Source organism: Sphingobium limneticum (assembly GCF_008710165.1).
GTDB lineage: Bacteria > Pseudomonadota > Alphaproteobacteria > Sphingomonadales > Sphingomonadaceae > Sphingobium > Sphingobium limneticum.
Genome location: NZ_VYQA01000005.1, coordinates 61,021 through 73,899, shown reverse-complemented (window position 1 = coordinate 73,899; position 12,879 = coordinate 61,021). Strand labels below are relative to the sequence as shown.

Annotated in this window: 13 protein-coding genes, 3 tRNA genes and 1 other RNA gene; 9 read left to right on the top strand and 8 right to left on the bottom strand. The window is 64.4% G+C overall.

Translation table 11 applies throughout. From position 1 onward, the window contains the following. Nucleotides 1-22 precede the first annotated feature (22 nt). Nucleotides 23-472 (bottom strand): hypothetical protein, encoded by a 450-nt coding sequence (locus F4U95_RS08335; RefSeq protein WP_150425495.1) that lies wholly within the window; start codon nt 470-472, stop codon nt 23-25. A gap of 206 nt (nt 473-678) precedes the next feature. On the opposite strand from F4U95_RS08335, the gene F4U95_RS08330 reads away from it, so the two are divergent. The 4 genes from F4U95_RS08330 (at nt 679) to F4U95_RS08315 (ending at nt 2,266) form a co-directional block, all read left to right on the top strand. Beyond that, nucleotides 679-1,833, top strand: coding sequence for an AI-2E family transporter (locus F4U95_RS08330; RefSeq protein ID WP_120250241.1), 1,155 nt, complete (start codon nt 679-681; stop codon nt 1,831-1,833). A gap of 42 nt (nt 1,834-1,875) precedes the next feature. Next, nucleotides 1,876-1,952: transfer RNA gene (locus F4U95_RS08325), tRNA-Asp, on the top strand. 81 nt (nt 1,953-2,033) lie between these two features. Then, nucleotides 2,034-2,110, top strand: a tRNA-Asp gene (locus F4U95_RS08320). A 79-nt stretch (nt 2,111-2,189) separates the two neighbouring features. Further along, nucleotides 2,190-2,266 (top strand) — tRNA-Asp (locus F4U95_RS08315). Nucleotides 2,267-2,294: 28 nt separating this feature from the next. Here the strand turns inward: F4U95_RS08315 and F4U95_RS08310 are convergent. The 5 genes from F4U95_RS08310 to F4U95_RS08295 all read right to left on the bottom strand — a co-directional run bounded on the left by F4U95_RS08310 (nt 2,295) and on the right by F4U95_RS08295 (nt 3,839). Then, a complete protein-coding gene (locus tag F4U95_RS08310; protein WP_150425320.1) occupies nt 2,295-2,531 on the bottom strand; it encodes a DUF2842 domain-containing protein in 237 nt (78 codons plus the stop codon). Then, entirely contained in the window at nt 2,528-3,115 is a 588-nt protein-coding gene (locus F4U95_RS08305; RefSeq protein ID WP_150425319.1) for a 5-formyltetrahydrofolate cyclo-ligase, read from the bottom strand. Before F4U95_RS08305 ends, F4U95_RS08310 begins: the two co-directional genes overlap by 4 nt. 38 nt (nt 3,116-3,153) lie before the next feature. Next, a non-coding RNA gene (gene ssrS, locus F4U95_RS25530) (6S RNA) lies at nt 3,154-3,310 on the bottom strand. Nucleotides 3,311-3,322: 12 nt separating this feature from the next. Further along, nucleotides 3,323-3,658, bottom strand: coding sequence for a cell division protein ZapA (locus F4U95_RS08300; protein ID WP_120250238.1), 336 nt, complete (start codon nt 3,656-3,658; stop codon nt 3,323-3,325). Further along, nucleotides 3,651-3,839: a hypothetical protein gene (locus tag F4U95_RS08295; RefSeq protein ID WP_150425318.1), complete on the bottom strand. Its 189-nt coding sequence runs from the start codon at nt 3,837-3,839 to the stop codon at nt 3,651-3,653. Before F4U95_RS08295 ends, F4U95_RS08300 begins: the two co-directional genes overlap by 8 nt. Nucleotides 3,840-4,019: 180 nt before the next feature. Here F4U95_RS08295 and tkt point away from each other — a divergent pair, with 180 nt between their 5' ends. From tkt to F4U95_RS08280, 3 genes are all read left to right on the top strand, one after another. After that, a complete protein-coding gene (gene tkt / locus F4U95_RS08290; protein WP_150425317.1) occupies nt 4,020-5,981 on the top strand; it encodes a transketolase in 1,962 nt (653 codons plus the stop codon). A gap of 82 nt (nt 5,982-6,063) precedes the next feature. Beyond that, nucleotides 6,064-7,074, top strand: a complete 1,011-nt coding sequence (gene gap, locus F4U95_RS08285; RefSeq protein WP_150425316.1) for a type I glyceraldehyde-3-phosphate dehydrogenase — start codon at nt 6,064-6,066, stop codon at nt 7,072-7,074. A gap of 145 nt (nt 7,075-7,219) precedes the next feature. Beyond that, nucleotides 7,220-8,422 carry a phosphoglycerate kinase gene (locus F4U95_RS08280; protein WP_120250234.1) on the top strand — a complete coding sequence of 401 codons (1,203 nt, stop codon included), beginning with the start codon at nt 7,220-7,222 and terminating at the stop codon, nt 8,420-8,422. A 19-nt stretch (nt 8,423-8,441) separates the two neighbouring features. Here F4U95_RS08280 and F4U95_RS08275 read toward each other — a convergent pair whose 3' ends face one another. Then, nucleotides 8,442-9,641, bottom strand: coding sequence for an MFS transporter (locus F4U95_RS08275; RefSeq protein ID WP_150425315.1), 1,200 nt, complete (start codon nt 9,639-9,641; stop codon nt 8,442-8,444). 245 nt (nt 9,642-9,886) lie between these two features. Between F4U95_RS08275 and F4U95_RS08270 the strand changes: the two genes are divergently transcribed. Then, nucleotides 9,887-10,792, top strand: coding sequence for a fructose bisphosphate aldolase (locus F4U95_RS08270; protein ID WP_150425494.1), 906 nt, complete (start codon nt 9,887-9,889; stop codon nt 10,790-10,792). Nucleotides 10,793-10,940: 148 nt separating this feature from the next. Here the strand turns inward: F4U95_RS08270 and F4U95_RS08265 are convergent, their stop codons facing one another. Then, on the bottom strand, nt 10,941-12,065 hold the full coding sequence (locus F4U95_RS08265; protein WP_150425314.1) for a DmpA family aminopeptidase: 1,125 nt from the start codon (nt 12,063-12,065) through the stop codon (nt 10,941-10,943). Nucleotides 12,066-12,161: 96 nt separating this feature from the next. Between F4U95_RS08265 and thiE the strand changes: the two genes are divergently transcribed. Next, nucleotides 12,162-12,869, top strand: a complete 708-nt coding sequence (thiE, locus tag F4U95_RS08260) for a thiamine phosphate synthase (protein WP_150425313.1) — start codon at nt 12,162-12,164, stop codon at nt 12,867-12,869. Nucleotides 12,870-12,879 lie beyond the last annotated feature (10 nt).

Sequence of the window (12,879 nt, the reverse complement as noted above, 5' to 3'; positions counted from 1 at the left end):
ATGAAGTCGCCCGCTTGCCCATTCAGCGCATGACCGCGCGATAGCTGAGCCTACCGGCGCGGCCGGGCTGCACCATATCGGGCAATTGCCAGCGTATATGGGTTACATCCTCTGCCACGGCGCGGCGCACGCCACCGAGCGGCGTGGGGAGCCATATCTGGTCCAGGCGGCCCCAATGGCTGCCGCCATCGACAGACACCATCATCGCCGGATCGCTGATGTCCGGGCGGATGCCGCGCGGCACCGGACGGGTGATGGCGGAATCGCGCAGCGCATGGCTGCCGTCATTGCGCCAATGGACGATGACGATCAGCGTATCGCCCGGACTGACCCGGTCGGCGCTCGCCAATGTGCGGCGTGCGCGGCCGTTAATGTCGGTCGATACCCGCTCCACGAACATCTGCGTGTCGAGGCGCATCGCCGGCTGCGCTGCGGCCACGCCCGTCATGCTGCCCATGATGCCCATCGCCATGCCCGCCGCCCCGGCGAGCCTGGCCAAAAGCCTGCGCGTCATAGTCTTCCCCGTTCCTTCGTCCCCTTGGCGTCCGGACATAGCAACCGAGCGCAAATATTTGGTTAAGCCGGCCTTTTCCTTATGCGCGGCCCGCTCACGCCCTTTGTAAATTGACGCTGCGCCCCCGGCAGCGCACATCGGGGTGAACGAAAGGGGAATCGGGCGTGCCATTGACGGAGTTGCAAGAGGTCAACCGGCGTCGCGACCGGCTGCTGGCGTCGATCGCGCTGACATCGGGTATCGGCCTCTTGCTGGCGCTGCCCTTTGCGCTGCGGGCGGGGGCGGAGTTTTTCCTGCCGCTGACGGCCGCGCTGGTCGTCGCCATCGCGCTGGTGCCGCTGCTGGAATGGATGGAGCGGCGCGGGCTGCCTTCGGGATTTGCGGCGCTGATCGCGGTTGTGGGCTTCCTGGTGGTCGCCAATACCGCGCTGGTGCTGATCGTGGTGCCGGCGACCGAATGGTTCGTGATATTGCCGCAGCGCCTGCCGCAGATTCAGGCGAACCTGGCGCCGCTGATAGACTTTTACGCCAATCTTCAGCGCTTCGTGGATGAAACCGTGCAGATGCTGGCGACCGGCCCGGTTGCCGCGGCGCAGACGGCCGCGGTGGAGGCGCCACGATCCCTGCTGCAATTTGCCGCCACGTCGGCGCCCTCGGCCATCATCCAGATGGTGTTCGCGCTGCTCATCATCTATTTCTTCCTCGCCGGCTGGACCCGGCTGCGGCGGCGCACGATCAATAGTCGCGGCAGTTTCGACGGCGCGATGGCGGTGGCGCGGGTGATCCAGAATGTGGTCGATGCGACGTCGGCCTATGTCATCACTATCGCGATCATCAACCTGTCGCTGGGCCTGGCCGTGGCGGTCGCCCTGTGGCTGATCGGCATGCCTTCGCCGCTGATGTGGGGCGGCATCGTGGCGCTGCTCAACTTCGTGCCCTATTTCGGGCCGATGCTGGCCGCCGTGCTGCTGGGGCTGGGCGGCCTGATGGTGTTCGACGACGTCTATGTCGCGCTGCTGCCGGCCGGATTGCAGGTCGGCTTTCATCTGGTGGAGGCCAACGTCATCACCCCGCTGCTGCTGGGCCGGCGGCTGACGATGAACCCGTTGCTGATTCTCCTGTCGCTGACCTTTTGGGGGTGGGTATGGGGCACGCCCGGCGCGTTGCTGGCGGTGCCGTTGCTGATCATCATCCAGACGGTCGTGTCGGCCGCCGGCACCCCGGATATTGCCGGTTTCCTGTTCGAGCAGGGCACGTTGACCGTGTCGCCCCGCAAAGAAAATGACGAGAAAGATGAAACTGATGTTGCGGACGGTTGACAGCATCGCAGGACGCTCATAGACGGCGCTTCCACACCAAACGCGGGTGTAGCTCAGTTGGTTAGAGTGCCGGCCTGTCACGCCGGAGGTCGCGGGTTCGAGCCCCGTCACTCGCGCCACTTTCCTTGACCGGAGGGTGGATATGGTGTTCCAGACTGCATCGTCTGGTGGTTGAAAAACCGCAAAAGATGTCGCCCTGCGCGGGTGTAGCTCAGTTGGTTAGAGTGCCGGCCTGTCACGCCGGAGGTCGCGGGTTCGAGCCCCGTCACTCGCGCCACCTTCCTTGACCGGAAGGTGATTTTCCCAGATATTGCATCATCTGGCGGCTTTTGAGCCGATAAGGATGCAGCGCCTACGCGGGTGTAGCTCAGTTGGTTAGAGTGCCGGCCTGTCACGCCGGAGGTCGCGGGTTCGAGCCCCGTCACTCGCGCCACCGCTTCTATAAAGCGGTGGGAATATGTTTAGCGCCAGCGCCCGGTTTCCATCCAGGCCAGCAGCCGCCGCAGCGGCAAGACCCAGATCCACACGATCCCCAGCACGACATAGACCGGCACCTGTGCCCACATCGGCAGCGCGCCGATCAGGCCGGACAGGCTACCGACCATGATGGCCCATAGGGCGATCAGCACCACGATCGCCAGCATGCCCACGGGCTTGCGCCAGCTGGGCTGATGATAATGGCGTGGGTCGATGCTCACAGGCCCGGTCCTTCGATCAGTTCGACTTCGGTCATGATGATGTCCAGCGGCAGATCCCACGGATCGGCAGGCACGGCATCCAGTTCCTGCGCGGACCAAGCGATGCCCACGCGCAGCGCATCGGGGAAGCGGGCGAAGGCGCGGTCATAATAGCCGCCGCCCTGGCCCAGCCGGTTCATCGCCCGGTCGAACCCGACCAGCGGGGCGATGATGACGTCGGGCGTGACCGGGCCGTCCTTGGGTTCGGGATGGCTGGTGCGGAACAGGCCGGGTACCAGATGATCCTCCGGCTCCCAGGGCAGGAAATCCATGCTACCCAGCCGGTCGAGTACGCGCGGCAGCGCCACGACCTTGCCCATCGCCTGCAACTGTCCGGCCATGCGCTGCGCTGGGGCCTCGTCATCCAGGCCCATATAAAGCGCCACGACCGCGGCATCGGCGATCCGGCGGGCCAGTGGGGAGGGGACGACCTTGAACGCCAGTCGATGCGCCAGCGGGTCCAGCGTGGCGACGAAGCTGCTGCGTCGTTGCCGGGCGATGGCGCGCAGACTGTTCTTGTCGGCGCCGGGTGTCTCGTCGCTCATGATGACCTTATCGGATCGGAAGAGGGGTTGGGGAGGGTGACGGGACCGCCTCGGCCGTGTGCTGGAATATCCTCTGACGCCTCAACGTCAGGTGGGGACCATGTAGAACGGGCCGGAGCCCGCCCAGGGACAGCCCCCTTGGATGTGATTATCGCCTCAGGGATGTTCGCTAAAGCTCGTACCGCGCAGTACCCGTCACCGATCAATCTAGGCGTTGTCGGCCCGGCCGGCAAGTCGTTCGCGCAGCTTTTCTATGCGCCCCGCCAAAGCCTCGATCGCCTGAACGCTTGGCTCGTCGTCGCCGTCCAGTTGCAACCGGGCCTGTCGGCCGGCATTATCCCGCTTCAATTCGTTCAGTTCGTCGGCCAGGAACAGCGCAGCGAACAGCAGGGTGCGCACCTCCGTCAGGCCCGGCGTGCTTTGCTGGGCGACCCGCGCCTTATCCTCGATCAGGCTGGCCAGATGCGCCAGATGCGCTTCTTCGCCATCACGGCAGCGGATTTGATAATGGCGGCTGGCGATCACTAAGTTCGTTTCAGCCATGGGCATGCCCTTTCAGCGTGTCGATAAGATCGTCCAGCGAGCGCAGCGCGGCGCGCGCGGCTTTCTGGTCCACAGCGGGGAGGGGACCGGCCGGGGCTATCAGACCCGCCACATCCTGTTCAAGCCGGCTCACAGCACGCTCCAGCGTGCCGATCGCCTGCATCATGCGGTCGCTTGCCATCACCCATCCATAGCGAAAGAAAAGGCCCTGCAAAAGCGCTCTTTCGGGCAGCTGGCCCCGCTCTTGGCACCCGTGCGGTTGACGCATGGGGCTTGACGCGACAAAGGGGGCGCGATCTCGACTCGCCTGCATGCGCGCGGGCGCCGTCCTTTTGCATGTTCAGGAAAGACGCCAGCCCAGATGACCGTTTCCGAAAAGTCGCTCGCCAACGCCATCCGGGCGCTGTCCATGGACGCCGTACAGGCCGCCAATAGCGGCCATCCGGGCATGCCGATGGGCATGGCCGATGTGGCGACCGTGTTGTTCGGCGATTATCTGAAGTTCGACCCGACCCAGCCCAAATGGGCCGACCGCGACCGTTTCGTCCTGTCGGCCGGCCATGGGTCGATGCTGATCTATTCGCTGCTGCACCTGACCGGCTATGCCCGTCCGACCATCGAGGACATCGCCAACTTCCGCCAGCTGCACAGCCCGTGCGCCGGCCACCCTGAGAATTTCGAGCTGGCAGGCGTGGAAGCCACGACCGGTCCGCTGGGTTCGGGCCTGGCCACCGCTGTCGGCATGGCGATTGCCGAGCGTCACCTGAACGCGCAGTTCGGCGACGATCTGGTCGATCACCGCACCTGGGTGATCGCGGGCGACGGTTGCCTGATGGAAGGCATCAACCATGAAGCCATCGGTCTGGCCGGTCACCTGAACCTTGGCCGCCTGATCGTGCTGTGGGACGATAACAAGATCACCATCGACGGCGCCGTCGACTTGTCGAGCAGCGAAGATGTGCTGGCCCGCTATGCCGCGACCGGCTGGCATGTCGTGTCGTGCGACGGCCATGACGTCGCCGACGTCCGCCGCGCCTTGGCTGAAGCGGTTGTCGACAGCCGGCCCTCGATCGTCGCCTGCGCGACCAAGATCGGTTATGGCGCGCCGAACAAGGCCGGCACGTCGGGTGTTCACGGCTCGGCGCTCGGCACGGATGAAGTCGCCGCTGCCCGTGAGTTCCTGGGTTGGACCGCCGAACCCTTCGTCATTCCCGCCGACATTGCCGACGCATGGAAGGCGATCGGCGCCAAGGGCCGCGACGTTCGCGCCGCCTGGGAAGGTCGCCTGGCAAGCAACGATAAGGCGGCGGAATTTACCCGCCGGATGGCTGGCGAACTGCCCGCTAATTTCTCGCTGGACGCCTATATCGACAGCCTGATCGCCAATCCGCAGAAGGTCGCGACCCGCAAGGCGAGCGAACTGGCGCTTGGTGCCATCAATGATCTGTTGCCGGAAACGCTGGGCGGCTCGGCCGATCTTACCGGTTCGAACAACACCAAGACCAAGTCGACCGGTCCGCTGACCAAGGACGATTATTCGGGTCGTTACGTCTATTATGGCATCCGTGAATTCGGCATGGCCTGCGCGATGAACGGCATGGCGCTGCATGGCGGCGTGATCCCCTATGGCGGCACCTTCCTGGTCTTCTCCGACTATATGCGCGGCGGCATCCGTCTCGCCGCGCTTCAGCAGCAGCGCGTCATTCACGTCCTGACCCATGACTCGATCGGTCTGGGTGAAGACGGCCCGACCCATCAGCCGATCGAGCATGTCATGTCGATGCGCATGATCCCGAACCTGGACGTCTATCGCCCGGCCGACATCGTCGAAACGGCGGAATGCTGGGAACTGGCGCTGAAGGATGCGACCGGCCCGTCGGTGCTGGCGCTGACCCGCCAGAACCTGCCGCAGCTGCGCACGGAAAAGAGCGAAAATCTGTCGGCCAAGGGCGCCTATCGCCTGGTCGCCGCCACCGCCGCGCGCAAGGTTGTGATCCTTGCCACCGGCTCGGAAGTCGAAATCGCGGTCAACACCGCCAAAACTCTGGAAGATCAGGGCATCGGCACCGACGTCGTCTCCGTCCCCAGCTTCGCCCATTTCGATGCGCAGGACGCCGCCTACAAGGCCGACATCCTGCCTGCCGATGTGCTGCGCGTCTCGATCGAGGCGGGCACGACCTTCGGCTGGGAACGCTATACCGGCCTTGACGGCCTGCGCTTCGGCATCGACGGCTTCGGCGCGTCGGCCCCGGCCGAAGACCTTTACGATCATTTCGGCCTGACCGCCGCCAAGATCGCGCCGCAGATCGCGGCTGCTCTCTAAAGCGCTTGCGCGCGCCGCCGGTTGGTGGCGCGCGCTGACGCAGACCCTATAACCGAACAACACACCCCAGGAGGCTAGTGCAGTGGCAACGAAGGTAGCAATTAACGGTTTTGGACGTATCGGCCGCCTGGTGGCGCGCGCCATTCTTTCGCGCACCGACCATGATCTGGAACTGGTCAGCATCAACGATCTGGGCGACGTGAAGTCCAACGCCCTGCTGTTCAAGCGTGACAGCGTCCATGGCAATTGGGCCGGCGACGTCAGCGTGGACGGCGATTTCCTGGTCGTCGACGGCCGCAAGATCAAGGTGACGGCCGAGCGCGATCCCGCCAACCTGCCGCACGCCGATCTGGGCGTCGAAATCGCCCTGGAATGCACCGGCATCTTCACCACGAAGGACAAGGCCAGCGCACATCTGACCGCCGGCGCCAAGCGCGTGATCATTTCTGCGCCCGGCACCAATGTCGATCGCACCGTCGTGTTCGGCGTCAACCATGACGCGCTGACCGCCGACGATATCGTCATTTCGAACGCCAGCTGCACCACCAACTGCCTGGCTCCGCTCGCCAAGGTGCTGAACGATGCGATCGGCATCGAAAGCGGCTTCATGACGACGATCCATAGCTACACCAACGACCAGAACACGCTGGACCAGTTACACAGCGACATGCGCCGCGCCCGCGCCGCCGCCCTCTCGCAGATCCCGACGTCGACCGGCGCTGCCCGCGCGGTGGGTGAGGTTCTGCCCGAATTGAAGGGCAAGCTGGACGGATCGTCGATCCGCGTGCCGACCCCGAACGTTTCGGTCGTGGACCTCAAGTTCATTCCCAAGCGTCCGACCACGAAGGAGGAGGTCAACAGCCTGCTCAAGGCTGCGTCGGAATCCGGTCCGCTCAAGGGCGTGTTGGGCTATTCGGACGAACCGCTCGTCTCGATCGACTATAATGGCGATCCGCGCAGCTCCACCGTCGACAGCCTGGAAACGGCTGTAGTCGATGGCAAGCTGGTCCGCGTGCTCAGCTGGTACGACAATGAATGGGGCTTCTCGAACCGCATGATCGATACCACCGGCGTCGTCGCGAAGTTCCTGTAAGACAAAGGTTGAAGGGCAGGCGAAAGTCTGCCCTTTCTCGTCATCCCAGCGAATGCTGGGATCTCGCTTTCTTCCTCGACGTGGGAAGGGGAGGGAGATCCCAGCCTTCGCTGGGATGACGTCTATTCAGATTAGGGGAAGATATATGACCAAGCCCTTCAAGACGCTCGACGATATGGGCGACATCACCGGCAAGATCGTGCTGGTGCGCGAAGATCTGAACGTGCCCATGCAGGACGGTTCGGTCAGCGACGATACCCGCCTGCGCGCAGCGATGCCGACCGTGCTGGAACTGGCCGATCGCGGCGCAAAGGTGCTGATCCTCGCCCATTTCGGTCGCCCTAAGGGGCAGAAGAACCCGGAATTTTCGCTGTCGAAGATCACCCGTCCGTTGACGCAGGTGCTGGGCCGCGACGTGCAGTTCATTCCCGACTGCCAAGGTGAAGCAGCGACGGACGGCATCGCCGTGATGCGCAACGGCGACATCGCGATCCTGGAAAATACCCGTTTCCATCCCGGCGAGGAAAAGAACGACCCGGCATTGGTCGATGCGATCGCCGCCATCGGCGACCTCTATGTCAACGACGCCTTTTCCGCCGCGCACCGCGCCCATGCCTCGACCGAGGGGCTGGCGCACAAGCTGCCGTCCTTTGCCGGTCGTTCGATGGAAAAGGAACTGGACGCGCTTCAGGCGGCGCTCGGCGAACCGGTCAAGCCGGTGGCCGCCGTCGTGGGCGGCGCCAAGGTGTCGACCAAGCTCGATGTCCTCAACAACCTCGTCACGCAGGTCGATCATCTGATCATCGGTGGCGGCATGGCCAACACCTTCCTCTATGCCCGTGGCGTCGATATCGGCAAGTCGCTGTGCGAGAAGGATCTGGCCGAAACCGCCGAAGCGATCTTCGACAAGGCGGAAGCTGCCGGCTGCATCATCCACCTGCCTTATGACGTGGTCGTGGCGAAGGAGTTTGCCGCAAACCCGCCGTCCTTGCGCACCTGCAACGTGCATGAAGTCGCGGAAGACGAAATGATCCTGGACGTCGGCCCGGCCGCTGTCGAGGCGCTGGGCGATGCGCTCAAGAACTGCCGGACCTTGGTGTGGAACGGTCCGCTCGGCGCGTTCGAGATCGCGCCGTTCGACGCGGCGACCGTCGCGCTGGCGAAGACGGCGGCCGCGCTGACCAAGGAAGGTCAGCTGACGTCGGTGGCTGGCGGTGGCGATACGGTCGCGGCGCTGAACCATGCGGGCGTGGGCAGCGATTTCAGCTTCATCTCGACCGCCGGCGGTGCCTTCCTGGAATGGATGGAAGGCAAGGAACTGCCGGGCGTGAAGGCGCTGTTCGTCTAAATTGCAATCGGCAGGGGCGTCAGCGTGTGAGGCTGGCGCCCCGGTCGAACAACAGGAAGGCGAGGGTGGCGACGCCGCCGATTGCCGCACCGGCCAGCGCGCTGGCGCTCCAGCCGCCCGCTTCATAGGTGACAGAGCCGATCACCGATCCCAAAGCGCCCACCAGGAACATTACCGTCACATAGGCCGCGTTGATCCGTCCGCGCGCATGGGGATCGAGCGAGAAGATCAGCTTCTGCCCGGTGATCTGGCTCATCTGCACCGCGCCGTCGATCAGCACCGCCATGATGGTGAAGCCGATCAGGCTGCCCGCCGCCACGGTCCAGTCGGCCAGTAGGAAACCCACCGTCAAACCTGCCAAGCCGATCAGCGAAGCGGGACGGGTCAGGCGACGATCCGCCATCCATCCCGCAACCGGCGCCACCAGCGCGCCGCCGGCCCCTGCCAGAGCAAAGGCGCCGATGCCGGCATGGCCCAGATGAAATTCGTGGATCAATGCGAGCGGCGCGGCGGTCCAGAACAGGTTGAAGGCCGCGAACATCGCCGCCTGATAGAAAGCGCGCATCCGCACGACGCGATGCACGACCAGTTGCGAGAAGGTCGACGCCAGCACCTGCCCATAATGCATGCCGCCCTTGGGCTGGCGTTTGGGGCAGGCGGCGAGCAGCGCGATGCCGACCATCGCCATCACGATCGCCGACACGATGAAGGTCGCGCGCCAGCCGACCGATCCGGCCAGGAAATTGGCGACCGGGCGCGACAGCATGATCCCGAACAGCAAGCCACTCATCACCGTGCCCACCACGCGCCCCTGCTTTTCCGGGCTGGCGAGGTGGGAGGCGAGGGGGACCAGCACCTGCGCGCCGGTTGCGCCCACTCCAGTCAGGATCGATGCGACCAGAAAGCTGGTAGGACCGGATGAAAAGGCGATGGCGAGGCAGCCGATGATCGTCGCCACGATCGAGGTCAGCACGATCCGCCGATTTTCGAACAGGTCGGCCAGCGGCACGACCAGAAACAGGCCGACGCCATAGCCCAGCTGCGTCAACGTGGTGATGAGTCCCGCCACGCTGGCCGACATGCCGATTTCCGGCCCGATCACGTCGATCAGCGTCTGCGCATAATAGAGGTTGGCGACCATCACGCCGCATCCGACGGCCATCAGCAGGATGGCGAGGGGGGACAGGTCGGCGGGCTTGGCGGCGGCGATGCTGGTCATGCCGTGCCCTATGGGTTCCATGTCGCAACCTTTCAACCCGTGCCGGCGCGATTCATGGTGCGATGCAGCAGTTTGCCCGCCGAAATCCGGGCAATCATCCTTGCGATGCGGCATGGGACTGGCTACCAGCCCGGATGCCGGCGATCATTGTCAGACGGTCGCGCAGGGTAGGCAGATGATGGAGCGTCTGCCGACAATCGATTATGGGCCGCGATATGGCGGCGCCCAAGGGAAGGTATGTGCAGATGCTGGATCAGGACATGAAGCAGAAGATCGCAACGGGCGAAGGCTTTATCGCCGCGCTGGACCAGAGTGGCGGTTCCACGCCCAAGGCGCTCAAGGGCTATGGCGTCGAGGAAAGCGCCTGGTCGAGCGAAGAGGAAATGTTCGGCCTGATCCATGCGATGCGCAGCCGCGTCATCACCGCGCCGCCCTTCACCGGCGACAAGGTGCTGGGCGCGATCCTGTTCGAACGCACCATGGACGGCACCGTCGACGGCAAGCCGACCCCCACCGCGCTGATCGAACGGGGCGTCGTCCCCTTCATCAAGATCGACAAGGGGCTGGAGGATGAGGCGAACGGCGTGCAGCTGATGAAGCCCAATCCCGGTCTCGACACGCTGCTCGCCCGCGCCAAGGGGCTGGGCGTGTTCGGCACCAAAGAACGATCGGTCATAAACCTCGCCAACCGCGAAGGCATCGCTGCCGTCGTTGCGCAGCAGTTCGAAGTCGGCAAGCAGGTATTGGCCGGCGGTCTGATGCCGATCATCGAGCCGGAAGTGAACATCAAGTCGCCCGAACGCGCCGAAGCCGACCAGATCCTGCTGGAAGAAATCCTCAAGAATCTCGATGCCTTGGACGAAGGCGTTCAGGTGATGTTGAAGCTGTCGCTGCCCGCCAAGGCCGGCCTGTTCGACCCGCTGGTCGACCATCCCGCCGTGCTGCGCGTCGTCGCCCTGTCGGGCGGTTTCGCGCGTCCCGAAGCCTGCGTCGAACTGTCGAAAAATCGCGGCATCATCGCCAGCTTCAGCCGCGCGCTGCTGAACGATCTGCGCCATCAGATGACCGACGAGGAATTCAACGCCTCGCTCGGCGAAGCGATCGACGAAATCCATGGCGCTTCGGTCGCCAAGCAGCCGGTCGCTGCCTGATCGGATTTGGGGCCGGGCGGCTATAGGGCTGCCCGGCTTTCAACATGTTGGCTAACTATACGCCGTTCGCCCTGAGCCTGTCGAAGGGCCTTTCTGCGGAAAAGAAGAACAGGGCTTCGACAGGCTCAGCCCGAACGGAATTTGAACTTTAGTTCCCCGCCACCATCGGCATCACCTTGTCCAGCGGCAGCGCTTCCGCCGTGCCGCGATGACCCACCACTGTCTGAGCCTTGAACAAGGCGTTCAGCACGGCCTCCTCGGTCGCTTCGATCGTCGCCTGAAACAGCGGTGATACCCGGTCGTTGGGCATATCCTCCACCGCCGCCACGGCGTTGCGCTTCGCCGCCGTCCGCCGCACCGCTACATTCGTGGAAAAAGCCACGGCATAGTCGCCCGACCGGTTGGAAAAGCTGGACCCCGTCCGCGCGATCCCGCCAAAGGCGCGTTCGGCCACGCGGCGCAGATTGCGGTCCGACAGCGGGGCATCGGTGGCGATCACGATCACGACGGAGCCATCCGCCTTCTTTTCTTCCACCTGCTGCCGATAATCATATTGGCCCAGCTTCACCCCCACCGGCACGCCCGCGATGGTCAGCACGCCGCCATAATTGGCCTGCACCAGTACGCCGACGGTCCAGCCGCCAAGCGAAGCGGGCAGCTTGCGCGACGATGTGCCGATCCCGGCCTTATATCCAAAGGCGATGGTGCCGCTGCCCGCGCCGACCGCGCCTTCCTCTACCGCACCTTCCTTCGCCGTCTCGATCGCCCGGCGCGCGTCGGCGACCGTCACATGCCGACCGCGAATATCGTTGAGCGTGCCGTCATTCGTCTCACCCACCACGGCGTTGACCGATCGCACCTCTTCATTACCCGGCTGGGCCAGGGTCCATTCGACCGAAGCTGCCGCCGCCTCCGCCACGTTGAGCGTATTGGTCAGCAGGATCGGCGTTTCGACCTCGCCCAGTTCGGCCAGCTGGGTCGATCCCATGAACTTGCCGAAAGCATTATAGGCGACGAACCCCGCCGGCACCTTGTCCTGAAACAGGTTGCCGCCATGGGGCAGGATGGCGGTGACGCCGGTATTGACGTCATGACTGCGCGGCAAGGTGACTTGGCCCACTTTCACGCCGGCGACGTCGGTGATCGCATTAAGCGGTCCCGGCTGGAGGATGCCGACCGTGACGCCAGCCTCCCTTGCCCGAGGGCGTGCCTCTTCCCTCGCCAGCAGCGGCGCGCCGGACAGCAGCAGGACGGCGACGAGGACTTGGCGCATGATGGAGGCTTCCCTGGAAAATGATCCGTTTCTCTATCAAGCGCGCAGGCCTCTCGCCACACTTGGCGCGCGCGCCTGAATGGCTATAAGGCGCGCATGACCGATTTTACCGATGAAGAGCTGGCGCTCGATCCGCATTTTGCCGACCAGTTCGAAGCGGGCTTTCGCCCCGCCTGCCAGCTTTACCTGATTTCCCCGCCGACGATCGGTGACGATTTTGTCGATCGACTGGCGCAGGCTTTTGATGGCGGTGATGTCGCGGCTTTCCAGTTGCGACTGAAGGGGCTGGATGACGACGCGATTGCCGCCGCCGCCGGGCCGTTGCAGGCGCTCTGCGCCGAGCGGGAAGTCGCCTTCATCATCAATGATAGCGTGGCGCTGGCGCAGCGCCTTGGCGCGGATGGCGTCCATCTGGGGCAGGGCGATGGCGACCCCAAGGAAGCGCGCAAGCTGCTGGGGCCGAAGGTGCAGATCGGCGTCACCTGCCATGACAGCCGCCATCTGGCGATGGAAGCGGGTGAGGCGGGGGCCGATTATGTCGCGTTCGGCGCTTTCTTCCCCACCACGACCAAGGAGGTGACGCATCATGCCGAACCGTCGGTTCTGGGCTGGTGGACGACGCTGTTCGAACTGCCCTGTGTCGCGATCGGCGGCGTGACGGCGGACAATGCCGGGCCATTGGTCGCGGCCGGCGCCGACTTCCTGGCAGTGAGCGGCGCGGTGTGGAACCATCCGCAAGGCCCAACGGCCGGCGTGGCCGCATTCAAGGATGTACTGGCAAGCAAGGCCCCGCCGCCGCGCTAATGTCTATCTG